This window comes from Mycobacterium sp. PS03-16 (assembly GCF_004570325.1).
Taxonomy (GTDB): Bacteria; Actinomycetota; Actinomycetes; order Mycobacteriales; family Mycobacteriaceae; genus Mycobacterium.
The window spans coordinates 1-24,869 of record NZ_SPQO01000052.1 but is presented as its reverse complement, the minus strand read 5'-3'; the positions used below and the strand labels follow the sequence as shown (position 1 = coordinate 24,869).

Sequence of the window (24,869 nt, the reverse complement as noted above, 5' to 3'; positions counted from 1 at the left end):
CGCCCGCTGCGCAGCCCTTGCCCCCTGGCTCGACTACTACAACAATCAACGCCGCCATTCAGCCCTCGGAGGACAACCCCCGACCAGCCGACTGTCACCAACCTGACCGCCGAGTACACCTAGAGCGTGACCGACGCGCCGCGGTCCAGTTCGACGATGCGGTCGGCCAGTCCGCGCCGCTTGCACTCGTCGAGGAAGTCCGACAGCGGCGAGGCGAACACGCCGTAGTCGTTGAAGTGCACGGGGATCACTCTCGGCAGGTCGAGCAGTTCGGCCAGGCCGGCGCCCTGCTTCCCGTCCATGGTCACCGTCAGCCCGAACGGCAGGTGTCTGCCGAACGGCAGCCGGGTGCCGCCCAGGTGCAGCACCCCGGCGTCGATGTCGGGGAACCGGCGCGGAATCTCGTCGAGTTCCTCGATGAGCAGCGTGTCACCGGAGATGTAGAGCCGACGGGTGTCGCCGGAGGCGGCGGTGAACTCCACCATCGAGCCCATCACCGCCGGCAGGAACCGGTCGATGGGGGTGGGCGCGTGCCGTCCGGGCAGGGACGTCACGGTCACCGTGGTGGTGCCCTTGGTGAACGTATGGCTCTGCCAGGTGTTCAGCGCCACCGCGTGACCGAATCCGCGGTGGCGCAGCCGTTTGGCGGCGTGCGGGGTGGTCAGCACCGGCAGCGCCCGGTCGAGGCCGTTCTGCGCCACCCGATCCCAGTGGTCGCCGTGCATGTGCGACAGCAGCACCGCGTCGAGCGGGGGCAGCCGGTCGACGTCGAGCGCGGGGTCGTGCAGGCGCTTGGACACCAGGCCGTAGCCCAGGTACGCGTGCTGACCGCGGTGCAGGAAGTTCGGGTCGGTCAGCAAAGTGATGCCGTCTGCGGTGATCAACGTCGTCGCGTTGCCGATGAAGGTGACGGTGATGTCCATAGAGGCGGTGCTACCCGGCCTGACCGAGGATATGCACCCGCGTTACTTCGAATAAGTTGCGCGGGCGTCACTAGCATCGGTGCCGTGGGCGAAGAAGTGAAGCAGGCGGACTTCAGTCGCGCGCATCGCCGCGAGTACCGCCGCAAGGTCCAGCTGTGTCTCGACGTGTTCGAGACGATGCTGGCCCAGTCGAGCTTCGACTTCGAACGCCCGCTGACGGGCATGGAGATCGAGTGCAACCTCGTCGACGCCGACTACCAGCCCGCGATGAGCAATTCCGAGGTACTCGCCGCGATCGCCGACCCGGCCTATCAGACCGAACTCGGCGCCTACAACATCGAGTTCAACGTGCCACCGCGGCCGCTGCCGGGCCGCGCCGCCCTGGAGTTGGAAGCCGATGTGCGGGCGAGCCTCAACGCCGCCGAGGCCAAGGCCACCGCCGACGGCGCGCACATCGTGATGATCGGCATCCTGCCCACCCTGATGCCCGAACACCTCTCCGACGACTGGATGAGCGATTCGACCCGCTACCAGGCGCTCAACGATTCGATCTTCACCGCGCGCGGTGAGGACATCCTGATCGACATCGCGGGCCCGGAACGGCTGAGCTTGCAGGCGGCGACCATCGCGCCCGAGTCGGCGTGCACCAGCATGCAGCTGCACCTGCAGGTGTCACCGGCCGACTTCGCCCGCAACTGGAACGCCGCGCAGGTGCTGGCGGGCCCGCAGCTGGCGCTGGGCGCGAACTCGCCGTACTTCTTCGGCCACCAGCTGTGGGCCGAGACCCGCATCGAGTTGTTCGCCCAGGCCACCGACACCCGACCCGACGAGCTCAAGACCCAGGGGGTGCGGCCTCGGGTGTGGTTCGGCGAACGCTGGATCACCTCGATTTTCGACCTGTTCGAGGAGAACGTCCGTTACTTCCCGTCGCTGCTACCGGAGGTGTCCGACGAGGACCCGGTGGCCGAACTGGCGGCCGGGCGTACACCGAAGCTGTCGGAACTGCGCCTGCACAACGGCACCATCTACCGGTGGAACCGGCCGGTGTATGACGTGGTGAGCGGCACTCCCCACCTTCGGGTGGAGAACCGGGTGCTGCCCGCCGGGCCGACGGTGGTCGACATGCTGGCCAACTCGGCGTTCTACTACGGGACGCTGCGGGCGCTCGCCGACGAGGATCGGCCGCTGTGGACGAAGCTGAGCTTCGCCGCGGCCGAACACAATTTCACCGCCGCCGCGCAGCACGGGATGGATGCGCGGCTGTACTGGCCGGGGCTCGGCGAGGTGACCCCGGACGAGCTGGTGCTGCGGCAACTGCTGCCGATGGCCGACGAGGGGCTGCGCCGCTGGGGCGTGGCCGCCGAGGTGCGCGACCGGTACCTCGGGGTCATCGAGGGCCGCGCGAAGACCGGCCGCAACGGCGCCGCATGGCAGGTCGCCACCGTGCAGGCGCTGCAGGAGCAGGGGCTGGCCCGGCCCGCGGCGCTCGCCGAGATGCTGCGGCTGTACTGCCAGCGGATGCACAGCAACGAGCCCGTGCACACCTGGGACGGCCCCACGTAGGTTGGAGGCCATGACGTCTGACGTGATGGACTGGGACAGCGCCTACCGCGGTGAGGGTGGATTCGACGGACCGCCGCCGTGGAGCATCGGCGAGCCGCAGCCCGAACTGGCCGCGCTGCACCGCGCCGGCCGGTTCCGCAGCGATGTGCTCGACGCCGGATGCGGACACGCCGAGTTGTCGCTCGCGCTGGCCGCCGACGGCTACACCGTGGTGGGCATCGACCTGAGCCCGACCGCGGTCGCCGCCGCGGATCAGGCCGCCCAGCAGCGCCACCTGTCGACGGCGAGCTTCGTCCAGGCCGACATCACCTCGTTCACCGGATACGACGGGCGGTTCAACACCGTCATCGACAGCACGCTGTTCCACTCGCTGCCCGTCGAGGGTCGCGACGGGTACCTGCGTTCGGTGCACCGGGCGGCCGCGCCCGGCGCGGGCCTGTTCATCCTGGTGTTCGCCAAGGGCGCGTTCCCGGCCGAACTCGAGACCAAGCCGCACGAGGTCGACGAGGACGAACTGCGCGAGGCGGTCTCGGCGTACTGGACCGTCGACGACATCCGGCCCGCGTTCATCCACGCCAACCCGATGCCGGGTCCACCCCCGGGCGCCCCGGTCGACATGCCCCCGCCGAATTTCGAATTCGACGAGAAGGGCCGGATCAAGCTTCCCGCGTTCCTGCTCAGCGCGCACAAAGACGGCTGAGCTCAGACCACCCGGGTGGCGTCGACCAGTGCGGCGGCGGTGAATTCGAGATCCTCGGCGGTCACGTCGACGTGCGGGGACAGCCGCAGCACCGGCACGGCGAGCTCGAACGGTGCGCGCTGCACACCGCAGAACGTCGTGACGATCGCACGGTGTTCGATCAGCCAGTCCCGCACCCGCTGCGGATCCGCCCCGTCGACCGGCTCGACGGTGGTGATCGCGGTGGGCTCGTCGACCGGTTCGACCACCCGCCACCCCGGCACGCCGGCCAGGGCAGTGCGGGTCATCCGGCCCACCTCGGCCAGCCGCTGCCGGATCTCGGCGGCGCCGAACGCGAGGTGTTCCCCGACGGCGACCGAGAACCCCAGGTGCGCCGCGGCGTTCGACTCACCCTGGGCGAGCTTCTCGATGACGGTCATCGGCACATTCCACTCCGGTGGAGGCAGGCGCGGCTGCAGCCGCTGTGCGAATTGCTCTGAGAGCGAGAGCATTCCGACACCGCGCGGGCCGGCCAGCCACTTGCGTGACGACGAGTAGATCGCGTCGGGTGCGACGGCGCAGTCCAGGTGGCCGAGGGCCTGCGCGGCGTCGACCACCAGCGGGAGGCCGAGCCGGCCACACACTGCGGCCATCCCGGACAGCGGTTGCGCCACACCGCGGTGGCTGCCCAGCGGGGTCAGATGCACCAGCGCGGGTGGGGCGGCCGCGAGCATCCGTTCGGCCGCCTCGACGTCGACCCGGCCCGCGCCGTCGGCGGGCAGCGCCCGCACCTGGAATCCATTGGCGGCGAGAATGGCCAGGTTCGGTCCGTACTCGCCGGGCAGGCACGCTGCCGTCCGCTCCCCCGCCCAGCTGCGCAGCAGCAGGTCGAACGCGGAATTGGCGCCCGAGGTGAACACGACATGGGAGGCGTCGAGCCCGGTGAGCGCGGCGACCCCGGCGCGGCCGGCGTCGAGCGCCGGCGCCGCGGCCGCCAACGCGACATATCCGCCCACTTCGGCTTCGTGGCGCGCGTGCTGGGCGGCGGCCTCGATCGCGGCGAACCCCTGCCGGGAGCAGGCGCCGCTGTCCAGATGCACCCCGGCCGCTTTCGGCCGCGACGACCGCCAGGCCTCCGGCAGCCCCGGCGCGGTCACCGAACCGCCAGCGACAGGCCGAAATCGCCCGCCGCATCGGTCCACCAGTGGGTGCGCCGCAGGCCCGCGGCGGCGAGCTCGGCCGCGACGTCGTCGGGCCGGAACTTGCACGACACCTCGGTGAGCATCTCCTCGCCCTCGACGAAGTCGACGCCGAGATCCAGCGCGCCGATCCGCACGTGCTGCGGCGTGGTGGCGCGCAGCCACATCTCGATGCGCCGCTCGTCACCGTTCCACCGGGCGACGTGGCCGAACGCGTCGACGTCGAAGTCGGCGTCGAGTTCCCGATTGACCACGGCCAGCACGTTGCGGTTGAACTGCGCTGTGACACCGGCACTGTCGTCGTAGGCGCGGACCAGCCGCCCGGTGTCCTTGACCAGATCGGTGCCCAGCAGCAGCGCATCCCCGGGGGCCATCGTGTCGGCGAGGGTGGCCAGGAACTCCGCCCGCGGCTGCGGGGTGAGGTTGCCGATCGTGGAGCCGAGGAATGCGATCAGCCGGCGGCCGTCGCGCGGGATCTTGCCGAGGTGCTCCTCGAAATCCCCGCAAACCGCCTCGATCTCGAGGCCCGGATATTCGCGTTCGAGCGCGGCGCCCGCGCTGCGCAGCACCGTCGGGTCGACGTCGAACGGGATGAAGCGGCGCAGCGTGCCCTGGTTCTGCAGCGCCGAGAGCAGCATGCGGGTCTTCTCCGACGTGCCGCTGCCGAGCTCGACCAGCGTGTCGGCGCCGGCCGCCACTGCGATCTCGGCCGACCGGTCGCGCAGGATCTGCGCCTCGGTGCGGGTCGGGTAGTACTCGGGCAGCCGGGTGATCCGGTCGAACAGGTCACTGCCCGTCGCGTCGTAGAACCACTTCGGCGGCAACGTCTTCGGCGTGGCGGTGAGTCCGTCGCGGACGTCGCGGCGCAACGCCTGGGCCGCCGAGTCGGTCGCGAGGTAGGTGGACAGCGTGAACGTCATGCCGGTCCTTTCAGGGGGGTCAGGTCCGTGCGGGATCCGTCCGTGCGCACCAGGTGGCGGTCCGGGATCTCCCGCCAGCCGGGGTCGTCGTCGTAGGGCTCGCTGGCCAGCACCACGCCCTGCCCGGTCTGCAGCATCGACAGCGTGTCACCCCACGTGGTGGCGACCAGTTCGGACCCGTTGCCGGCGAGGATGTTCAGCCGGGCGTTCGGGTCGGCGGCGGCCACCTCGGTGACGATGTCGCCGAGCCGGTCCATCCCCCGGTCGAAGATGAGCGCGGCGAGCAGCGCGCTGTCCACCGTGGATTCCGCGCGCGACGACAGCGGCAGCACCGTCCGGTCGACCAGGCCGTTGTGCGACAACAGCCACTGCCCGTCGGTGAACGGCGCCGACGCGGTCGGTTCGATCGGCATGCCGATGCTGGCCGACCGGACCGCCGCCACCACGCAGCCGCTGCGCAACGCGGGCGCGACCGAGGCGAACGACGCGTCCCCCCACAACGGGGCGGCGCTGCGCCAGCGGCGCGGCACACCGTCCCCCAGGTCGGGTGCGTAGAAGCCCACACCCCAGCCGTCGGCGTTCATCAGGCCGTGCTTCTGGCGGCGTGGCGAATACGACTGCACCAGAAGGCCGTACGGCTGGTCCAACACCAGGTCCGCGACCGTGCGTGGCGCGCCCAGCCAGCCGACGTGGCGGCACATCAGTCGTCCTCCGACCACGCCAACCGGACGCCGGAGAAGATCTGCCTGCGGATCGGGTGGTCCCAGTTGCGGAAGCTGGGCCGCAGGATGCCCGCGGCGACAGCCCACGAACCGCCCCGCAGCACGCGGTAGTCGCCGTCGAAGAACGGTTCGGTGTACTGCTCGTAGAGCATCGGGGTGAACCCGGGCCACGGCCGCAGCGCAGAGGTGGTCCACTCCCAGACGTCGCCCAGCATCTGTTCGGCGCCGTAGGCCGACGCACCGTCCGGGTACGCCCCGACCGGCGCCGGCCGCAACGCGTCGCCGCCGAGGTTGGCCAGCCGCGGGCCGGGCGGCGCCGACCCCCACGGGTACCGGCGGCGGGCCCCGGCCGCCGGATCCCACGCGCACGCCTTCTCCCACTCGATCTCGGTGGGCAGCCGCGCCCCGGCCCACGCCGCGTACGCCTCGGCCTCGAAGTAGGTGACGTGCTGCACGGGTTCGTCGGCGGGCAGGTCCTCGACGTGCCCGAAGCGGATGCGGGTGCCGTCCTCGTTCCAGAATTGCGGCGCGGTGAGCCCGGCCTGTTCGCGATGGGCCCAGCCGCGGTCGGACCACCACCGCGGGATCCGGTAGCCGCCGTCGTCGACGAATCGGCGCCATTCGGCGTTGGTGACCGGCACCCTGCCGATCCGGAACGCCGGCACGTCCACGACATGCGCGGGCCGCTCGTTGTCCAGCGCGTGCGGTTCGGTCGCCGGGTCGACACCGAGCACGAACGGCCCGCCGGGCACCAGCACCGAGGTGCCGGCAACACCCGGCCGGCCGGCGGGCAGCGGTGCGCCGCGGTCCAGCAGCGGGGCTCCTGACCGCAGATTCAACGCCTGCAGCATGGTTTCGTCGTGCTGGTTCTCGTGGCTGACCACCATCGCGAACGCGAACCCGGCGTCGTCACCGGGCAGAGCGTCGAGCGTGTCGAGCACCTGGTTGCGCACCGTCGCGCAATAGGCCCGCGCGTCCGTGGGCGGCAGCAGCGGCAGGTTGACCCGGCTGGCGCGGGAGTTCTGGAACGCGTCGTAGAGCCGCTCGACGTCAGGGGTCAGCAGCCCAGGGCGGTGCGGGTTCCCGCCGCGCAGCAGCCAGAACTCCTCCTGCTGACCGATGTGGGCGAGGTCCCACACCAGCGGGCTCATCAGCGGGTCGTACTGGCGGTGCAGCTCCTCGTCGTCGAAGTCGACAAGGCGCAGGGTGCGGGCCCGCGCCCGGGTCAGCTCGTCGGCCAGGGTGTCACGTGAAGTCAAGACTCACCTTTCGCGAGTTGGCGCACGGCCGGGCCGATCCCGTACTCGACGGCCCGGTCGGCGAAGTCGTCGCCCGGACAGCGTCCCCCTTCGACCGAACGCCACAGCTGCTGCATCGATTCCATGATCGGGGCGGGGGCGCGCTGTGCGGCGGTCCCGACGCAGGTGACCGCGGCCGCGTGCAGCCGGCGGTCATCGAGCCCGACGCGCGCGGCGCGATCCCATGCGGTGGCCACCGATTCGGTGGCTTCGGCCGCGATGTCGGCGGCCACCGGGTCGTCGAGCAGGGTGACGAGGGTGAACACCACCGCCGGCAACAGCGCATCGGGCACGCTGTCGAGGTAACGGATCTCCAGCCAGCGCCGCGGCCGCACGGGCGGGAACAACGTGGTGAGGTGATAGTCCAGGTCGGCGCGCGTCGGCCGGCGGCCGCCGAGCGGCACGCGCCCGTCGGCCCAGTCGGCGAACGGCACCCAGCTGGTCACCGCGACCGCATCAGGGCTCTGCACGAGCATCACCGGCGCGCGCAGCGCGTAGCGCGCCCAGTCGCTGGCGGGGTCGTCACCGCTGGCGCCGAGCACGGGACCGCACCGGGCCTCGTCGAGTTCGCCCCACACCCACTGCCTGCTGCTGCGCCAGCCCGAGAACCGCCCGGCCAGCAGCGGCGAGTTCGCCGTCACCGCGATCATGGTGGGGCCCAACGCATGCGCCAGCCGCACCCGCTGCGCCCACCCGCGCTCAGGGCCGGCGTCGAGGTTGAGTTGCACCGAGGCGGTCGAGGTCATCATGAACGCCCCGGCCGCGCCCGTTCCGCTGGCGGTGAAGAACGACTCCATCGCCGAGTACCGCGCACCGGGGTTGATGCGGCGCGGGCGGCGCAGCGGGTCGGCGCCCAGCAGCACCAGACCGAGGCCACGCCGGGCGAACGAGGCCCGCAGCACTGCGCGGTCGGCGGTCATCGCCGCGATCGCGCTCAGCGCGCCGTCTGCCGGCGGGCCGGACAGTTCGACCGCACCACCGGGTTCGACTGTGATGCGGCTGCCGCCCGGCAGCGGCGGGACCGCGACGATCGCATCGGTCACCTCGTGCCAGTCGGGGCGCCGGCGCGGGTCGCTGAGGTCGTAGCAGAGCGCCTCGACCTCCAGGCCGACCCGCCCGACCGGACCGTCCTGCAGACAGGTCGCGCTGATGTACTCGGCGGCGTCGGCGGCGGACAGGAATTCGGTGGAGGCGCACTCCGCCTCGCACCCGGGGTCGGACGTCAGCGGCATGGTCAACTCACCCATCCCTCCCGGGCCCGGTCTGGACCTCTGGTCGGCGGCCGCGGGATCAGCCGATCGCCGCTACCCCCTCTATCTTCCAGAGGGGACCGACAAAGTCGCGCGATTTGTGCGTGACACGTTGATGACGAGGTGCCGCTGCGGCACCACGGTCATTGCCCCAGAGTGTTCTGCATGGCGCCGGCCAGCACGTTGACCGCCGGGCCGCCGTTGCCCGATTGGCAGACCTTCGCTTGCAGCAGCACGTTGTCACGCTTGCGGGTGGTGGTGAAGCACCGTCGGTCGGTGCCCGCCTCCTGCTTGACCCAGTCGGCGTCGGTCGCGGTGGTCGGGCCACCGGTGAACGTCCAGACCTGGGTGGTGAAGTTGTCGAGATGCATCGCGGTGGTCTGGCCCGCGCACCCGCCGGTGCGGTCGACGACCCGGCGGAACGCGCGGTCCGCCGCATCGGCGGTGGCGAACACCCCCACCGCCTGCTTCACCAGATGCGTGGCGTCGGTCGCCGACTCCTGGGCCACCGCGCCGTTGAACGACGCCAGGTCGGGATCGTTGTAGACCTCCGGCAGGCCGATGTCGGCCCAGTTGTTGCACGCCGGGTTGTCGACGTAGAACTGCTGGACCGGGTTGGTGAACACCGACTCCCAGCGCAGCGTCGCACCGACGATGTTGCCCACCGAACCCTTGCCCAGAACGGCGTAGTTGACCACACCGGGATCCGACGGGCGGGCCTGCGCGGGCGCGGCCGGTGTCGCGGCCAGCGCGACACCGGCCGCGGCGACCCCTGCCAGGAACCGCATGCCTAGACCTTCGCCGACAGCTTCACGTCGATGTTGCCGCGGGTGGCCTTCGAGTACGGGCAGAACTGGTGGGCCTGCTGCATCAGATCGTCGGCCTGGGCCTGTTCGAGGCCGGGCAGGTAGCCGATGAGGTGGGCGTTGATGCCGAAGCCGCCCTCGGAGTCCGGGCCGAACCCGACCTGCGCGGTGATACCGGACGCCTCGTCGAGCGTGATGTCGTTGTTCTTGGCCATCAGCCGCAGCGCGCCCAGGAAGCAGGCGGCGTAGCCGGCCGAGAAGAGCTGTTCGGGGTTGGTGCCCTCACCGCTGCCGCCGGCGGCCTTCGGCGGACGGGTGTCGAGATCGATGCGCCCGTCATCGGACTTCACATGGCCGTCGCGGCCCCCGCCGGTCGCGGTGGATTCTGCCGTGTACTTCACTTCGATGCTCATGGTTCCCGATCATGCCAGCCATGCGGCAGACGGCAAGACGCCCCGGCCGGGTGGGCGGCCGGGGCGTCCGAGTGGCGCCGCTCAGCCGCCGTTACCCGCGGCTTTCGCGCGCACGCCTTCCTCGACCTTCTTGCCGAGGTCGGGGTCGACGTTGCGCCAGTACTCGAAGACCCGCGACAGCACCGGCTCCCGCACCCCCTTCGAGACGTGGCCGACAATGTTGTGCACCAGGCGATCTCGCTGATCGTCATCGAGCACTTCGCGCACCAGGGCGCCGGCCTGGCCCCAGTCGTCGTCGTCGGAGCGCAACGTGTAGGCCGCGCGGACCATGTCGCCGTCGGATGCCCAGTGCACCTCGGCGGCGCGGCGCGGGTCGGCCTCCGGACCGCCCATCGAGTTGGGCGCGTACACCGGGTCGGTGACGTTGCGCATCCGCATCGCACCGTCCTTGGAGTAACTGTGCACCTCGACCTTCGGAGTGTTCACCGGGATCTGCCGGTAGTTCACCCCGAGCCGCGCGCGGTGTGCGTCGGAATAGGAGAAGCCGCGCGCCAGCAGCATCTTGTCCGGGCTCAAGCCGGTGCCGGGCACGATGTTGTTCGGTTCGAACGCGGCCTGCTCGATCTCGGCGTGGTAGTCGGTGACGTTGCGGTTCAAGGTCATCCGGCCGACATCGATCAGCGGGTAGTCGGCGTGCGGCCACACCTTGGTCAGGTCGAACGGGTTGAAGCGGTAGGTCTTGGCGTCCTGGAACGGCATGATCTGCACCTTGAGCGTCCAGCTCGGGAAGTCACCGTTCTCGATCGAGGTGAACAGGTCGCGCTGGTGGTAGTCGCCGTCCTCGCCGGCCAGCCGGTCGGCGTCCTCCTGGGTGAGGAAGTCGACGCCCTGGTCGGACTTGAAGTGGTACTTCACCCAGAACATCTCACCGTCGGCGTTGAGCCAGCTGTAGGTGTGGCTGGAGTAGCCGTTCATGTGCCGCCAGGTTCTGGGGATCCCGCGGTCACCCATCAGCCAGGTGACCTGGTGCGCCGATTCGGGCACCAGCGTCCAGAAGTCCCACTGCATGTGATGGTCGCGCAGGTTGGTGGCCTGCATGCGCTTCTGGCTGCGGATGAAGTTCTGGAACTTCATCGGATCGCGCACGAAGAACACCGGCGTGTTGTTGCCGACCATGTCGAAGTTGCCCTCGGAGGTGTAGAACTTCAGCGCGAAGCCGCGCGGGTCGCGCCAGGTGTCTGGACTGCCCCGCTCCCCGGCCACGGTGGAGAACCGGGCCACCATCTCGGTCGTGGTGCCGGGCTGCAGGAAAGCCGCCCTGGTGTAGCGGCTGACGTCGTGGGTGACCTCGAAGACGCCGAACGCGCCGCCGCCCTTGGCGTGGGGCTGGCGTTCCGGGATGCGTTCCCGGTTGAAGTTCGCCATCTGCTCGATGAGGTAGTGGTCCTGCAGCAGGATGGGTCCGTCGGGGCCGACGGTGAGCGAATGCTCGACGCTCGGGACCGGGTTACCGGCATCGTTGGTGGCGTACCTCTCGACCATCTTTCCGACTCATCTCCTCGCTCAGGCCGGCGACCATCCTGGGCTGGGCCGTCGACAGCTGTGACCACGACATCAAGGTCGATCATGGTCTACCCACCGGGGCGTCGGCGGGAAACTGGGGCGTCGCAGCTGTGAAGGCGATGTGAACCATCCGACGGAGGGTTTCGGCGCAGCGCCCGACGAGCACTCCAGTGATGGGTCCAGCACGGACCCGGCTGGAATCACACCGAAGGGAGCGACCCATGGGCGCCGACGACAAGGCCAACAACAAGATGGAGGACCTGGGCGGCAAGGCCAAGGAAGGCCTGGGCAAGCTCACCGGTGATCGGGACACCGAGGCCGAGGGCAAGGCCGACCAGAGCAAGTCGAGCCTCAAGGACGCCGGCGAAAAGGTGAAGGACGCCTTCAAGAAGTAGCCCGCATCGCCGACTGCACGGTTGATGCCGCCCGCTCCCGGCGGTTGCGTGCACCAACCGTGCAGTCGACGCGCGTCACGGTCGGGCGGGCGCGGTGGTGGTGGGGGTGTCCGGCTGACCCGGCTGCGGCGGTGCGAAGCCCGGCCCGAACGGCCGCTCGAACTCGGCGCGCGGACCCATCGGCAGCATCATCGGCGGCGGCCCGCCGCGGTGCAGCATCATCGGGCCGGGCCCCGAGCCGCCGCCCCGGTGGCCGCCCGCGGAGTTCTGGCCCAGCACGAAACCGGAGAAGAACACGACCGCGACGATGAACACGACGCCGGCGACGATGCCGACCGCGGCCGCGGCGGTGGTGAGCCGGCCTGAGCGGCGACGCTCGGGTGCGGGTGAGACGGTGACCGGGGCCGGTTCGCGCGGCGGCGTGGTGACGACCGGTCCGGTGGTGGGTTCAGAGGTTTCGCTCATGAGCATGATGGTGGGCGCGAAGTCGATGAGCCCGTCCAGTGCGCGCTGTGAATCCGCTGTGAGCTGCGGGCTCAGCGCGTGAACGGATGCACCGCGAACTGGATCACCCGATAGGGCGAGTTGTCGCCGGCCGGTGTGGTGTTCCACTGGCTGACGAACACCCGCACCTCCTCGAGTGTGGAGCCCGGTGAGATGTAGCCGCCGTAGGGCTGCGCCAGCCGGTTGATCTCCGGCGGGGGCAGGTGTTCGGCCGGCTGCGGCCAGTCCGCCGCGACGACCACGGTGGTGACCGGGGAGGTGCCCAGCTGGGTCGGGTCGTCGGCCACCCGGATCTCCATGTTGCCGGTGGTGGCGTTGAAGTAGGACAGCACGGTCTTGCCGTCGATCTGGCGCACGCTCATCTCGCCGATCCGGTCGGCCCACAGCGGCGACGGCTCCCCCGCCCAGCCGCGCTCCGACGACCAGCCCTGCCACGCCGTGCGATCGGTGAACTGCTCCGGCGTGGCGCGGTAGAGCACCGGCGGGCCACTGCGGTCGAAGTTGTTGGCCACGATGTACACCCAGCCGGTCGGCGAGTCCGCCCGCGGGATCGGGTCGTAGTACCCGCTGATCTGGGACTGCCGTCCCCCGGCGTGCGCAGCGTCGCGCTCCGAGCCGGGCACGGTGAGCCAGCCGCCCTGTCCCGCTTCGGCTCTCACCAACCGGGAGGTCTGCGGGCGCAGGTCGCGGGTGGTGGTGACCAGCATGTAGTTCTCGCGGTTGATCTGCACGACGCCCGCCGGGAGCTGGGAGGCGCCCGGCGGCGTGGGGTCGGCGAGCAGGGGCCGGTCCACGCCGGTCACCCCGTCGTAGCGCACCCCGCCCGGATCGAGGATCGACTCGGTCTCGACGTGCAGCGCGATCGGTGAGTACCACCCGCCGAAGCCGACGCCCTGACCGGCGAAGCTGTCCCCGCAGACCTGCAGGATCCCGCTCGGGAACTCCATGAACTCACACAGGTCGGTCGCGCCGATACCGTAGTCCCTTGTGGGCGTTCCCGTTCCGGCGGTGGGCCCGAGGCGGATCACCTGGCCGGGCACCAGCGGCGGCAGCACGGGCCCGGGGATCGGCGCGGCAGGCTCGGCGCGCGCGACCGGCGTCGTCCACGTCGCCAACGCGACGAGAAGCCCGACGGCGGTCAGGCGGGCGGCCGACACCCGTGGGTCAGAGCTCGGCGGCCAGCAGCTCGGCGATCTGAATCGTGTTCAGTGCCGCACCTTTCCGGAGGTTGTCCCCGGAGACGAACAGCGCGAGTCCGCGGCCGTCGGGCACGCCGGGATCCTGCCGGATGCGACCCACCAGCGAGTCGTCCACCCCGGCGGCGGCGAGCGGCGTCGGCACGTCGACCAGCTGCACGCCCGGCGCACCGGACAACAGCTCACTGGCCCGTGCGGGCGAAAGAGGCTGTGCGAACTCGGCGTTGATCGACAGCGAGTGCCCGGTGAACACCGGCACCCGCACACAGGTGCCGCTGACCGCCAGGTCCGGGATGCCCAGGATCTTGCGGCTCTCGTTGCGCAGCTTCTGGTCCTCGTCGGTCTCCCCGGAGCCGTCGTCGACCAGCGAGCCCGCCAGCGGGACGATGTTGAACGCGATGGGCGCCACGTACTTGACCGGCGCCGGGAAGTCCAGCGCCGACCCGTCGTGCACCAGCTGCTCGGCACCGTCGATCACCGCACGCGCCTGCGACGCCAGCTCCTCCACCCCGGCCAGCCCGCTGCCCGAGACCGCCTGGTAACTCGACACGATCAGGCGCGTCAGGCCCGCCTCCTCGTGCAGGGGCTTGAGCACCGGCATCGCGGCCATGGTGGTGCAGTTCGGGTTGGCGATGATGCCTTTTGAAAGAGATCGAGCGCGATTCGCGACATCTCTCGCGAAGTTCACCTCCGACACCACCAGCGGCACGTCGGGGTCCTTCCGCCACGCCGAGGAGTTGTCCACCACGACGGCGCCGGCCGCCGCGAACCGCGGCGCCTGCACCCGCGACATGGTCGCGCCGGCCGAGAACAGCGCGATGTCGATGCCCGACGGATCGGCGGTCTCGGAGTCCTCGACCTCGATCTCCTGGCCGCGGAACGACAGCTTCTTGCCCGCCGAGCGCGCGGAGGCGAAGAACCGGACCGACGTCGCCGGGAAGTCGCGCTCTTCGAGCAGGGTGCGCATCACCTGGCCGACCTGACCGGTCGCGCCGACCACTGCGAGGTTGATTCCCCGGTCGCTTCGCTCCTGCCCACCGATGGAAACCATGGCTCAGCGCCCCGTTCCCGCGTACACGACCGCTTCCTCGTCGCCGCCGAGGCCGAACGCCTCGTGCAGCGCGGCCACGGCCTTGTCGAGCTCGGTGTCCTTGACCAGCACCGAGATGCGGATCTCCGAGGTCGAGATCAGATCGATGTTCACGCCGACCTCGGCCAGCGCCTCGCAGAACGTCGCGGTGACACCCGGATGGCTGCGCATCCCGGCGCCGATCAGCGACACCTTGCCGATGTGGTCGTCGTAGAGCACCCGGGTGAACCCGATCTCGTCCTGCAGCGACGTCAGCTTCTCGACCGCGGTGCGCGCGTTGTCGCGGGCACACGTGAACGTGATGTCGGTCTTCCCGTCCTCGATCTTGCTGATGTTCTGCAACACCATGTCGATGTTCACGTCGGCGTCGGCGACGGCGCGGAACACCTTGGCGGCGTAACCGGGAACGTCGGGCAGGCCGACGACGGTGACCTTCGACTCGCTGCGGTCGTGGGCTACTCCGGTCAGGATGGCGTCTTCCATGGCGATGTCCTCGATCGATCCTTTGACGATGGTGCCGGGCTTGTCCGAGTACGACGACCGCACGTGGATGGGCAGGTCGTACCGGCGGGCGTACTCCACACAGCGCAGCATCAGCACCTTGGCGCCGCACGCCGCCATCTCGAGCATCTCCTCGAAGCTGACGGTGTCGAGTTTGTGGGCGTTGGGGACGATCCGCGGGTCGGCGGTGTAGACGCCGTCGACGTCGGTGTAGATCTCGCAGACGTCGGCGCCGAGCGCAGCGGCCACCGCGACCGCGGTGGTGTCCGACCCGCCGCGGCCCAGCGTGGTCACGTCCTTGGTGTCCTGACTGACGCCCTGGAACCCGGCGACCAGCACGATCTGCCCGTCGTCGAGGGCCGAGCGCAACCGGCCCGGCGTGACGTCGATGATCTTGGCGTTGCCGTGCGTTCCGGTGGTGATGACGCCGGCCTGCGAGCCGGTGAAGGAGCGGGCCTGCGCGCCGAGGGACTCGATGGCCATCGCGACCAGCGCGTTGGAGATCCGTTCCCCGGCGGTCAGCAGCATGTCCAGCTCGCGCGCCGGCGGGGCCGGGCAGACCTGCTTGGCGAGGTCGAGCAGGTCGTCGGTGGTATCGCCCATCGCCGAGACGACCACGACGACGTCGTTACCCGCCTTCTTCGTCTCGACGATGCGCTCGGCGACGCGGCGGATCCGTTCGGCGTCCGCCACCGAGGAACCACCGTATTTCTGGACGACGAGCGCCACTGTCAAGCCTTTCGCGCGGGAAAAAGTCCCACCAAGGATAAGGGCTGCGCGCACCTGGTTTGTTCCGCCGCGGGCCGACCCCGGCGCAGCCTGCCCGCCGCCGTAGCGTCGGCGTGTGGCCAGTTCGCCGACCGACCGGCTCGCGGACACCCGTGTGCCCATCCATCCCGACCTCGCCGCCCGCTGGAGCCCCCGCGCGTTCGACGCCGTCGCCGAGGTCACCGAGGAGCAGGTCACCGCGCTGCTCGAGGCGGCACGGTGGAGCGCGACGTGGGGCGGCCGCCAACCGGTGCGGTTCGTCGTCGGGGTCCGCGGCGACGAGACGTTCGACGGGTTGGCCGCGACGCTGCGCCGCGGTAACGGTTACGCGCACGCCGCGAGCGCGCTGATCCTGGTGTGCGCCGACGAGGGGGACGACGAGAAGGCCGCGCTGTACGCGGCGGTCGACGCCGGGGCCGCGATGGCGAACCTCTCTGTCGAGGCCGTCTCGCGAGGACTGATCACCCATCCGATGGCCGGCTTCTACCCGGACGCCGCGCGCGAGACGTTCGACATCCCGCAGACCGCGCGGCCGCTGGCCGTCGTCGCGGTCGGCCGGTTGGGCGATTACGCCGGGGCCGACGAGGCCGTCGTCGAACGCGACACCCGGCCGCGCACCCGGCCAGGACTCGACGAGATCGCGTTCGCCGGCCGCTGGGGCGAGCCCTTCGTGCGGTGACCGCACCGCCCGACAATTAACCGCGCGGCAACATGAGAATGCGATCTACGTAACAGAAACGTCGGTTACTGCCAGTGATCGGTCCGCCAAGGGACCGCCACTCGCAGGAGAAGTGATGGATACAGGAACCACGGCGTTCATGCTGTGCTGCATCATCGGCCTCACGCTGATGATCCCCGGGCTGGCCTTGTTCTACGGCGGCATGGTCTCGGTGAAGAGCTCGACGAACATGATGATGATGACCTTCGGGGCCGTCGCCGTCGTCGGGCTGCTGTGGGTGCTCTTCGGGTTCTCGATGGTGTTCGGCACCTCCTACGGCGGACTGGTCGGCAGCGTCACCGAGTTCCTGGGCATGCAGAACCTGCTGGAACCGATGACGACGGTCGACGGGCTGCCGATCAGCCTGTTCGCGGTGTTCCAGGCGCTGTTCGCGGCCATCACGGTCGCGCTGATCTCCGGCGCGGTGGCCGACCGGATGAAGTTCGGCGCGTGGATGCTGTTCGCGACGCTGTGGGCGGTGCTGGTGTACTTCCCCGTCGCGCACTGGGTGTTCGCGTTCGACGGTGTGGTCACCGAGGGCTCGGTCGGCGGCTGGATCGCCAACACGCTGGGCGCGATCGACTTCGCCGGCGGCACCGCGGTGCACATCAACGCCGGTGCGGCCGCGCTGGCCGTCGCGATCGTGCTCGGCAAGTCGGCCATGTTCGGGCAGCTGCGCAAACCGCACAACGTCCCGCTCACCCTGCTCGGCGCGGGCCTGCTGTGGGCCGGGTGGTACGCCTTCAACGGCGGGTCGGCGCTGTCGGCCGGGAACTCGGCCGCGATCGTCATGGTGACGACGTTCGTCGCGACCTGCGCAGCCACCCTGGCCTGGCTGGCCGTCGAGAAGATCAAGGACGGCCACGTCACCGGCGTCGGCGCCGCCTCGGGCGCGATCGCCGGCCTGGTCGCCATCACCCCCGCCTGCGGTGCGGTCACCCCGGTCGGCGCGATCTTCGTCGGCGGCATCGCCGGCGCGGTGTGCGTCTACGCGGTCGGCATGAAATCGCGCTTCGGCTATGACGATTCGCTCGACGTGGTCGGCGTGCACCTGGTCGGTGGCGTGATCGGCACCCTGCTGGTCGGGTTCTTCGCCAGCGAGGGCATGCCCAACGGCGTCAACGGCCTGTTCTACGGCGGTGGTGTCGACCAGCTGTTCAAGCAGGCCGTCGCGGCAGGCGCCGTGATGGCCTACTCCTTCGCGGTGGCCTTCGCGATCGCGTTCGTCCTGAAGAAGACGATGGGCATCCGCATCTCGCCCGACGAGGAGGAGCAGGGTATCGACGCCAAGTTCCACCGGGAGTCGTCCTACGACATGGCGCCGGCCTGATCGGCGACCGGCCGGCGCGGGCACCGCTCGCGCCGGCCGGGCCCTCCCGTCCACCCCTCGCGATGTTTCCCGCTGGGAGACCCCGTCTTAGTAGAGTGATCGGTGTGTCCGACGTCCCGCTGTTGCGCAACCAGTCGGGCACCGCGCGCGAGCGGCACCCGCACGAGGCCGTCGACGAGATCGAGTTCGAGGCCGCGATCGGCCGCAACGTCCGCCTGCTGCGCCAACAGCAGGGCCTGACCGTCGCCGAGATGGCCGCCCGGGTCGGCATCTCCAAGGCCATGATGAGCAAGATCGAGAACGCCCAGACGTCGTGCAGCCTGTCCACGTTGGCACTGCTGGCCAAGGGGTTCGACGTTCCGGTGACCAGCCTGTTCCGCGGCGCCGACGTCGAGCGGCCCGCCGCGTTCGTCAAGTCCGGCACCGGGGCGCGCATCGTGCGCAACGGCACCAAGGAGGGCCACGAGTACCAGCTGCTGGGGTCCCTGCGCGGGGAGCACAAGCGGCTGGAATGCCTCGAGGTGACGCTCTCGGAGAAGAGCCAGACCTATCCGCTGTTCCAGCACGCCGGCACCGAGTTCATCTACATGCTCGAGGGCGTCATGGACTACAGCCACAGCCGGTCGGTGTACCGGCTGCACCCGGGTGACTCGCTGCAGTTCGACGGCGAGGGTGCGCACGGCCCGGTCGATCTGGTCGAGCTGCCGATCCGGTTCCTGTCGGTGATCGCGTTCCCCGACGCGCAGGTGTGACGCGCTGAGACTGCACACAGATCGCGATTCCGGCCAGGAACTCGATCTCACCGCAGAGTCAGTGCGTGGCGGTTGCGGGTTTTGACCCGCGAGCGCGCCGGAGTACAGTCGTCCCCGTGCAGCGGGTGCTCCTTCTCGGACGCCGCGGCGGGGTCTGACCAGACCGGCTTCCCGTCGCGGGTGTTCGCGATGCGCCGGTCGAGTCCCCGTCAACTCCCGGAGCCAACATGAACACCCCTGATTCGTATTCGTCCGTCCGCAGCATCACCACCCCGTCGGGTGCGCCGCATGCGGCCCAGCCGTCGTGGAACACCCAGCGCGCGTCGTCGATGCCGGTGGCCCGCTACCGCAGCTTCGACGAGGAAGTCGAGCCGATCCGGCTGCCCGACCGCACCTGGCCCGAGAAGGTCATCGACACCGCGCCGATGTGGTGCGCGGTTGACCTGCGCGACGGCAACCAGGCGCTGATCGACCCGATGAGCCCGGCCCGCAAACGCCGCATGTTCGACCTGCTGGTCCGCATGGGCTACAAGGAGATCGAGGTCGGGTTCCCCTCGGCCAGCCAGACCGACTTCGACTTCGTCCGCGAGATCATCGAGCAGGGCGCGATCCCCGACGACGTCACCATCCAGGTGCTGACCCAGTGCCGTCCCGAGCTGATCGAGCGGACGTTCCTGGCCTGCCAGGGCGCCCCGCGCGCGATCGTGCACTTCTACAACTCGACGTCGATCCTGCAGCGCCGCGTCGTGTTCCGCGCCGCCCGCGAGGCGGTCAAAAAGATCGCCACCGACGGCGCCCGCATGTGCGTCGAGGAGGCCGCGAAGTACCCGGAGACGCAGTGGCGCTTCGAGTACTCCCCCGAGTCCTACACCGGCACCGAACTGGAGTACGCGGTCGACGTCTGCAACGCCGTCGCCGAGATCGTCAAGCCCACGCCCGAGGTCCCGCTGATCGTCAACCTGCCGGCCACCGTCGAGATGGCGACGCCGAACGTCTACGCGGACTCGATCGAGTGGATGCACCGCCACCTGACTCCGCGCGACTCGATCATCCTGAGCCTGCACCCGCACAACGATCGCGGAACCGCTGTCGCCGCAGCGGAACTGGGCTACGCGGCCGGCGCCGACCGCATCGAGGGCTGCCTGTTCGGCAACGGTGAGCGCACCGGCAACGTGTGCCTGGTGACGTTGGGGCTGAACCTCTTCAGCCGCGGCGTCGACCCGCAGATCGACTTCTCCAACATCGACGAGATCCGGCGCACCGTCGAGTACTGCAACCAGCTGCCGGTCCACGAGCGGCACCCCTACGGCGGCGACCTGGTCTACACCGCGTTCTCGGGCAGCCATCAGGACGCCATCAACAAGGGCCTGGACAGTATGAAGGTCGCCGCAGACGAGGTGGGCGCCGACGTCGACGACATCCTGTGGCAGGTGCCGTACCTGCCGATCGACCCGAAGGACGTCGGCCGCACCTACGAGGCCGTCATCCGGGTCAACTCGCAGTCCGGCAAGGGCGGCGTCGCCTACATCATGAAGGCCGACCACGGCCTGGTACTGCCGAGGCGGCTGCAGATCGAGTTCAGCCAGGCGATCCAGAAGATCACCGACGGCGAGGGTGGCGAGGTGTCGCCCAAGGAGATGTGGGACGTCTTCGCCGACGAGTACCTGGCGCCGATCCGCCCGCTCGAGCGGATCCGCCAGCGGGTGGACGCCGCCGAGGTGGACGGCGGCACCGACACGATCACCGCGGTGGTCAAGGTCGACGGCGCCGAACGCGAGATCGTCGGCGCCGGCAACGGCCCGCTCGCCGCGTTCGTCGACGCGCTGGGCGCGATCGGCTTCGACATCAACGTGCTGGACTACTCCGAGCACGCCCTGTCGGCCGGCGAGGAGGCGCAGGCCGCCGCGTACGTGGAGGCCTCGATCGGCGGGAAGACCGTGTGGGGCGTCGGCATCGCGACGTCGATCACGACGGCCTCGCTGCGCGCGGTGGTATCCGCGGTGAACCGGGCCGCGAAGAGCTAGTCGAGGAAGACGCTCAGCAGTCGGTCCACAAGACCGGCTGCGTCCAGCGCGCCCCGATCGGGCGTGATGGTGAGGTTGCTGAACACCAGCCCGTTGAGCAGCCTGCTGAGTTCGTCCATCCTCTCCGGCGACGCGGTGAAGCCGGCGGCCCCGAAGATGAGCGTCGCCGACTTCACCGCGGCGGCCTGCAGTTCCTTCATCAGCGGGCGCAGTTCCTCGCGGCGGGTGCTCTCCATGAACAGCTCGAACCGCGCCAACGTCGAGCGGCGGAACCCCTCGTCGGGCTCGAGCATGCGCATCATCAACGCTTTGACCGCATCCCGGGACAGTGGGCCGATCGTCGCGCGCATCGCCTCGACACGCTGCCAGTGCAGGTCGACCGTACGCGCGGCGGTGGCCTCCAGCAGCGCCTGGCGGGTGCGGAAGTAGTTCGAGGTGGTACCCGCCGGGACTCCGGCGCGGCTGTCCACCTGCCGATGTGTCAGACCCCCGACCCCGTCGTCGCACAGGATGTCGATCGCGGTGTCGAGGATCTGGTTGCGTCGTTCGGGATTGGGCGGCATCAGTTTTGATAGCGCACTTTCACGAACAGCGTGAGAAACGCCGGGTAGACGACCGCGAGCAGCAGCCAGCTGACCCACATCGGAAACGCCATGACGATCGTCGTGTCGACGGCGATGTAGCTGCAGTAGACGTGCAACGGCACGCTGCCCACGATGTAGACGACCGATCCGGTGAACAGCGCCCGGTGGCGCCGGTTGGAGAAGACGACGCGCTTGTTCGCCAGCAACGCGATGCCGGTGACGCCCGCGTACGCCATCGGCACCAACAGGATCCGGTCGACGGTCGGGGTGATCACGTACTGAAGCGCCAGTTGGTCACCGAGGACGATCCGGAGAACGTGGAGGACGACGCCCATGGCGATGGTGAGCGACGCGGCCTCACGGAAGAAATAGCCGTGCCGGTGATAGAGCGTTCGGACAGTGGAGTGGTGTACTACACCCGTAGTGGTTAACATGACGCCACGTTACCACTACACCAGTAGTGGTGGAAGTGCGGATTCAGAACAGCGCGAACTGGCCGCCGACGGTCGTGGTGTCGACGAACTCCTCGATGCCGGTGCCGCCGACCACATGCTCGAGCAGCCGGATGAAGTCGCCGTCGCCGATCACCGGGACGCCGGCCTCGTGCGCCTGATAGCCCTTGCCCTGGTCGACGTCCGGGTGATTGCAGATCACCAGTGACGTCTCGGCGTCCACCGCATCCACGTAGGCCAGGCCGTGGTGGACGATGCGCTCGATCAATTCCTCGTGGGTGCGGGTGACTTCGGCCGACAGCGCCACCCGCATGCCCTGCACCAGCGGGCGGCCCGGCACGTACGGTCCGGGGTTGAGGTAGGCGCACGGCAGCCGGGACGCCAGGGCCTTGAGCGGACGCAGCTCATCGTGGGTGACGCGGCCGTTGGGCCAGCGGCGGCGGCCCACCGCCCGCGTCGGCAGCCACGCCCTGCGCTCCCGCGCGCGCGCCAGCGTCGGTTTGAGGATCTGCGCGAGCACCTGGGCGTCGTCGAGCGCGTCGTGCGGCCGCAGCTGCGGGACACCCCAGTGCGCGGCCAGCGTCTCCAGCCGCAGGTTCTCGGTGCCGAGGTCGAGCCGGCGGGCCAGCTCGACCGTGCACATCACGGTGTCGACGGGCAGTTCGGCGCCGACCAGTTCGGCCTCGGCGGTGAGGAACGCATAGTCGAAGCCGACGTTGTGCGCGACCAGCGTGCGGCCGGCCAGCAGCTCGGCCAGATCGTCGACGACGTCGCCGAAGCAGGGCGCACCGGCCAGCATCTCGGCGGTCAGGCCGTGGACGTGGGTGGGGCCGGGATCGACCCCCGGATCGAGCAGGGTGGCCAGGCTCCGCTCGACGTTGCCGTCGTCCCCGACGGCCAGCGCGGCCAGGCTCACGATGCGGGCCTGCCCGGGCCGGAAACCCGACGTCTCGACGTCGACGACGGCCCAGCCGGCGCCGGACTCGAGCGCCGGCCTGCCCCAGCAGCGGCCACTTTCGGCGTCAGAGCCGCGACATTCGGCGTGCGTTTGGCTCACCACCTCAGCGTGGCACGGCCCTCCGACAACTCCCGGCCGCGACACCGCGTGTCGGCGACGATCTGCGAACCCTTCTAAACTTCCTCCGATGGTGATCACCCCTCGAGGACGGCTCGCGCTCGCGGCCGGCTCCGGTGCGCGGTGGGCGTCGCGGCTCACCGGCCGCGGCGCCGGCGCGATGATCGGCGGCCTGGTGGCGATGACGCTGGACCGGTCGATCCTGCGGCAGCTCGGCGCGGGCCGGCGCGCTGTGGTGATCACCGGCACCAACGGAAAGTCGACCACCACCCGGATGACGGCGGCCGCGCTGAACACGCTCGGACCGGTCGCGACGAACGCCGAGGGCGCCAACATGGACGCCGGGCTGATCGCCGCGCTGGCCGCCGCGCGCAGCGCCCCCCTGGCGGCACTCGAGGTGGACGAGATGCACGTCCCGCACGTGGCCGATGCCGTCGACCCGGCCGCGATCGTGCTGCTCAACCTGTCACGCGATCAGCTCGACCGGGTCGGCGAGATCAACCACATCGAACGCACCCTGCGCGCCGGTCTCGCCCGGCACCCGGCGGCGGTGGTGGTGGCCAACTGCGACGACGTGCTGATGACCTCGGCCGCCTACGACAGCGCCCACGTGGTGTGGGTGGCGGCGGGGGGCAGCTGGGCCAACGACTCGGTGAGCTGCCCCCGGACCGGGGAGGTCATCGTCCGCGACGGCCGCGACTGGCATTCCACCGGCGGGGACTTCCGGCGCCCCGACCCGCACTGGTGGTACGACGACACCCACCTGCACGGCCCGGACGGCCTGTCACTGCCGATGACGCTGGCCCTGCCGGGCGCGGTGAACCGCGGCAACGCCGCGCAGGCCGTGGCCGCGGCGGTCACCATGGGCGCCGATCCGGCCGCGGCGGTGGCCGCCGTCGAACGCGTCGACGAGGTGGCCGGCCGCTACCGCACCGTGCAACTGGGCGCGCACACCGTGCGCGTGCTGCTGGCCAAGAACCCCGCCGGCTGGCAGGAGGCGCTCTCGATGGTCGACAAACACGGCGCCGGAGTCGTCATCTCCGTCAATGGCCAGGTGCCCGACGGGGAGGATCTGTCGTGGCTGTGGGATGTGCGGTTCGAGCATTTCGAAGGGACGCAGGTGGTGGCCGCCGGGGAGCGCGGCACCGACCTCGCCGTGCGCCTCGGCTATGCGGGCGTCGAGCACACGCTCGTGCACGACACCGTGGCGGCGATCACGTCGTGCCCGCCCGGCCACGTCGAGGTGATCGCGAACTACACGGCGTTCCTGCAACTGAACCGGGTGCTGGAGCGGCGGCCATGACCGAATCGGCGGTGCGGATCGGGTTGGTGCTGCCCGATGTGATGGGCACCTACGGCGACGGCGGCAACTCCGTCGTGCTGCGGCAACGTTTGCGGCTGCGCGGCATCGACGCCGAGGTCGTCGAGATCACGCTCGACGACCCGGTGCCCGCGGAGCTGGACCTCTACACGCTCGGCGGTGCGGAGGACTACGCACAGCGCCTGGCGACCAAACACCTGCTGCGCTATCCCGGGCTGCAGCAGGCCGCGCAGCGCGGGGCGCCGGTGCTGGCCATCTGCGCGGCGATCCAGGTGCTCGGGCACTGGTACGAGACGTCGGCCGGGGAACGCGTCGAGGGTGTCGGCATGCTGGACGTCACGACGTCGCCGCAGGAGCAGCGCACCATCGGCGAAGTGGTGTCCCAGCCGCTGCTCGGCGGCCTCACCGAGCGGTTGACCGGCTTCGAGAACCACCGGGGCGGAACGACTCTCGGCCCGGACGCCCGTCCGCTGGCCCGGGTGGAGAAGGGGGCCGGCAACCGGGCGGGCGACGGCATCGACGGGGCGGTGCAGGGCACCGTGGTCGCGACGTACCTGCACGGGCCGTGTTTGGCCCGCAACCCCGAACTCGCCGACCATCTGCTCTCCCAGGTCGTCGGCGAGCTGGCGCCGCTCGATCTCGACGAGGTGGCGCAGCTGCGCCGCGAACGCCTCGCCGCCCCGCGCCGGCCCTAGCTGTACTCGGCGGTCAGGTTGGTGACAGTCGGCTGGTCGGGGGTTGTCCTCCGAGGGCTGAATGGCGGCGTTGATTGTTGTAGTAGTCGAGCCAGGGGGCAAGGGCTGCGCAGCGGGCGTCGTTGGTG

The 24,869-nt window shown here is 70.2% G+C and carries 26 protein-coding genes and 1 pseudogene; 10 read left to right on the top strand and 17 right to left on the bottom strand.

Annotated features, from left to right (window positions below; all coding sequences use genetic code 11):
- Window positions 1-123: pseudogene (locus E4P42_RS25385) on the top strand (integrase core domain-containing protein); the annotation flags it as partial.
- On the opposite strand, the gene E4P42_RS25380 reads toward E4P42_RS25385, so the two are convergent.
- Window positions 120-923, bottom strand: a complete 804-nt coding sequence (locus E4P42_RS25380; protein ID WP_167759628.1) for an MBL fold metallo-hydrolase — start codon at window positions 921-923, stop codon at window positions 120-122. The pseudogene E4P42_RS25385 and the gene E4P42_RS25380 sit on opposite strands and share 4 nt — an antisense overlap.
- Before the next feature lie 84 nt (window positions 924-1,007).
- Here E4P42_RS25380 and E4P42_RS25375 point away from each other — a divergent pair, with 84 nt between their 5' ends.
- Together E4P42_RS25375 and E4P42_RS25370 are read left to right on the top strand one after the other, a co-directional pair.
- Window positions 1,008-2,486: a glutamate--cysteine ligase gene (locus E4P42_RS25375; RefSeq protein WP_135129270.1), complete on the top strand. Its 1,479-nt coding sequence runs from the start codon at window positions 1,008-1,010 to the stop codon at window positions 2,484-2,486.
- A 10-nt stretch (window positions 2,487-2,496) separates the two neighbouring features.
- Window positions 2,497-3,186: a class I SAM-dependent methyltransferase gene (locus tag E4P42_RS25370; protein ID WP_167759627.1), complete on the top strand. Its 690-nt coding sequence runs from the start codon at window positions 2,497-2,499 to the stop codon at window positions 3,184-3,186.
- A gap of 2 nt (window positions 3,187-3,188) precedes the next feature.
- On the opposite strand, the gene egtE is transcribed toward E4P42_RS25370, so the two are convergent.
- From egtE to E4P42_RS25330, 8 genes are all read right to left on the bottom strand, one after another.
- On the bottom strand, window positions 3,189-4,322 hold the full coding sequence (egtE, locus tag E4P42_RS25365) for an ergothioneine biosynthesis PLP-dependent enzyme EgtE (protein ID WP_245234229.1): 1,134 nt from the start codon (window positions 4,320-4,322) through the stop codon (window positions 3,189-3,191).
- Window positions 4,319-5,284: an L-histidine N(alpha)-methyltransferase gene (gene egtD / locus E4P42_RS25360; RefSeq protein WP_135129266.1), complete on the bottom strand. Its 966-nt coding sequence runs from the start codon at window positions 5,282-5,284 to the stop codon at window positions 4,319-4,321. Before egtD ends, egtE begins: the two co-directional genes overlap by 4 nt.
- On the bottom strand, window positions 5,281-5,985 hold the full coding sequence (egtC, locus tag E4P42_RS25355; RefSeq protein ID WP_135129264.1) for an ergothioneine biosynthesis protein EgtC: 705 nt from the start codon (window positions 5,983-5,985) through the stop codon (window positions 5,281-5,283). The genes egtD and egtC overlap by 4 nt, the downstream gene beginning before the upstream one ends.
- Window positions 5,985-7,265 carry an ergothioneine biosynthesis protein EgtB gene (gene egtB, locus E4P42_RS25350; protein WP_135129263.1) on the bottom strand — a complete coding sequence of 427 codons (1,281 nt, stop codon included), beginning with the start codon at window positions 7,263-7,265 and terminating at the stop codon, window positions 5,985-5,987. The genes egtC and egtB overlap by 1 nt, the downstream gene beginning before the upstream one ends.
- Window positions 7,262-8,536 (bottom strand): ergothioneine biosynthesis glutamate--cysteine ligase EgtA, encoded by a 1,275-nt coding sequence (egtA, locus tag E4P42_RS25345; RefSeq protein WP_245234230.1) that lies wholly within the window; start codon window positions 8,534-8,536, stop codon window positions 7,262-7,264. The genes egtB and egtA overlap by 4 nt, the downstream gene beginning before the upstream one ends.
- A 161-nt stretch (window positions 8,537-8,697) precedes the next feature.
- Window positions 8,698-9,342, bottom strand: coding sequence for a sensor domain-containing protein (locus tag E4P42_RS25340; protein ID WP_135129259.1), 645 nt, complete (start codon window positions 9,340-9,342; stop codon window positions 8,698-8,700).
- Window positions 9,343-9,344: 2 nt separating this feature from the next.
- Entirely contained in the window at window positions 9,345-9,773 is a 429-nt protein-coding gene (locus E4P42_RS25335) for an organic hydroperoxide resistance protein (protein WP_135129257.1), read from the bottom strand.
- An 81-nt stretch (window positions 9,774-9,854) separates the two neighbouring features.
- Complete coding sequence (locus E4P42_RS25330; protein WP_135129255.1) at window positions 9,855-11,315, bottom strand: catalase; 1,461 nt, start codon at window positions 11,313-11,315, stop codon at window positions 9,855-9,857.
- Window positions 11,316-11,557: 242 nt separating this feature from the next.
- Between E4P42_RS25330 and E4P42_RS25325 the strand changes: the two genes are divergently transcribed.
- On the top strand, window positions 11,558-11,731 hold the full coding sequence (locus E4P42_RS25325; protein WP_135129253.1) for a CsbD family protein: 174 nt from the start codon (window positions 11,558-11,560) through the stop codon (window positions 11,729-11,731).
- Between the two features lie 75 nt (window positions 11,732-11,806).
- Here E4P42_RS25325 and E4P42_RS25320 read toward each other — a convergent pair whose 3' ends face one another.
- The 4 genes from E4P42_RS25320 to E4P42_RS25305 all read right to left on the bottom strand — a co-directional run bounded on the left by E4P42_RS25320 (window position 11,807) and on the right by E4P42_RS25305 (window position 15,751).
- Window positions 11,807-12,196, bottom strand: coding sequence for a hypothetical protein (locus tag E4P42_RS25320; RefSeq protein ID WP_135129251.1), 390 nt, complete (start codon window positions 12,194-12,196; stop codon window positions 11,807-11,809).
- Between the two features lie 71 nt (window positions 12,197-12,267).
- The gene (locus E4P42_RS25315) at window positions 12,268-13,350 is read right to left on the bottom strand and encodes a DUF4185 domain-containing protein (protein ID WP_371287085.1); all 1,083 of its coding nucleotides are present in this window, start codon (window positions 13,348-13,350) and stop codon (window positions 12,268-12,270) included.
- 49 nt (window positions 13,351-13,399) lie between these two features.
- Window positions 13,400-14,482, bottom strand: coding sequence for an aspartate-semialdehyde dehydrogenase (locus tag E4P42_RS25310; protein WP_135129249.1), 1,083 nt, complete (start codon window positions 14,480-14,482; stop codon window positions 13,400-13,402).
- A 3-nt stretch (window positions 14,483-14,485) separates the two neighbouring features.
- Window positions 14,486-15,751, bottom strand: coding sequence for an aspartate kinase (locus E4P42_RS25305; protein ID WP_135129247.1), 1,266 nt, complete (start codon window positions 15,749-15,751; stop codon window positions 14,486-14,488).
- A gap of 115 nt (window positions 15,752-15,866) precedes the next feature.
- Between E4P42_RS25305 and E4P42_RS25300 the strand changes: the two genes are divergently transcribed.
- From E4P42_RS25300 to leuA, 4 genes are all read left to right on the top strand, one after another.
- Window positions 15,867-16,469, top strand: coding sequence for a nitroreductase family protein (locus tag E4P42_RS25300; RefSeq protein WP_135129245.1), 603 nt, complete (start codon window positions 15,867-15,869; stop codon window positions 16,467-16,469).
- A gap of 115 nt (window positions 16,470-16,584) precedes the next feature.
- Window positions 16,585-17,838 (top strand): ammonium transporter, encoded by a 1,254-nt coding sequence (locus E4P42_RS25295; RefSeq protein ID WP_135129243.1) that lies wholly within the window; start codon window positions 16,585-16,587, stop codon window positions 17,836-17,838.
- Between the two features lie 62 nt (window positions 17,839-17,900).
- On the top strand, window positions 17,901-18,590 hold the full coding sequence (locus tag E4P42_RS25290; protein ID WP_135129242.1) for an XRE family transcriptional regulator: 690 nt from the start codon (window positions 17,901-17,903) through the stop codon (window positions 18,588-18,590).
- Window positions 18,591-18,817: 227 nt separating this feature from the next.
- Complete coding sequence (gene leuA, locus E4P42_RS25285) at window positions 18,818-20,614, top strand: 2-isopropylmalate synthase (protein ID WP_135129240.1); 1,797 nt, start codon at window positions 18,818-18,820, stop codon at window positions 20,612-20,614.
- On the opposite strand, the gene E4P42_RS25280 is transcribed toward leuA, so the two are convergent.
- From E4P42_RS25280 to E4P42_RS25270, 3 genes are read right to left on the bottom strand one after another with little or no spacing between them, the layout of a single operon-like run.
- Window positions 20,611-21,177, bottom strand: coding sequence for a TetR/AcrR family transcriptional regulator (locus E4P42_RS25280; RefSeq protein WP_135129238.1), 567 nt, complete (start codon window positions 21,175-21,177; stop codon window positions 20,611-20,613). The two genes, leuA and E4P42_RS25280, sit on opposite strands and share 4 nt — an antisense overlap.
- The gene (locus tag E4P42_RS25275; protein WP_135129236.1) at window positions 21,177-21,632 is read right to left on the bottom strand and encodes a hypothetical protein; all 456 of its coding nucleotides are present in this window, start codon (window positions 21,630-21,632) and stop codon (window positions 21,177-21,179) included. Before E4P42_RS25275 ends, E4P42_RS25280 begins: the two co-directional genes overlap by 1 nt.
- Window positions 21,633-21,675: 43 nt before the next feature.
- A complete protein-coding gene (locus tag E4P42_RS25270; RefSeq protein WP_135129234.1) occupies window positions 21,676-22,707 on the bottom strand; it encodes a DEDDh family exonuclease in 1,032 nt (343 codons plus the stop codon).
- Between the two features lie 91 nt (window positions 22,708-22,798).
- On the opposite strand from E4P42_RS25270, the gene E4P42_RS25265 reads away from it, so the two are divergent.
- The gene (locus E4P42_RS25265; protein WP_135129272.1) at window positions 22,799-24,028 is read left to right on the top strand and encodes a Mur ligase family protein; all 1,230 of its coding nucleotides are present in this window, start codon (window positions 22,799-22,801) and stop codon (window positions 24,026-24,028) included.
- Window positions 24,025-24,741 (top strand): type 1 glutamine amidotransferase, encoded by a 717-nt coding sequence (locus E4P42_RS25260; protein WP_135129232.1) that lies wholly within the window; start codon window positions 24,025-24,027, stop codon window positions 24,739-24,741. The genes E4P42_RS25265 and E4P42_RS25260 overlap by 4 nt, the downstream gene beginning before the upstream one ends.
- A 13-nt stretch (window positions 24,742-24,754) precedes the next feature.
- Here E4P42_RS25260 and E4P42_RS25255 read toward each other — a convergent pair.
- The coding region (locus E4P42_RS25255; RefSeq protein WP_167759617.1) for an integrase core domain-containing protein at window positions 24,755-24,869 on the bottom strand (115 nt) is incomplete at its 5' end.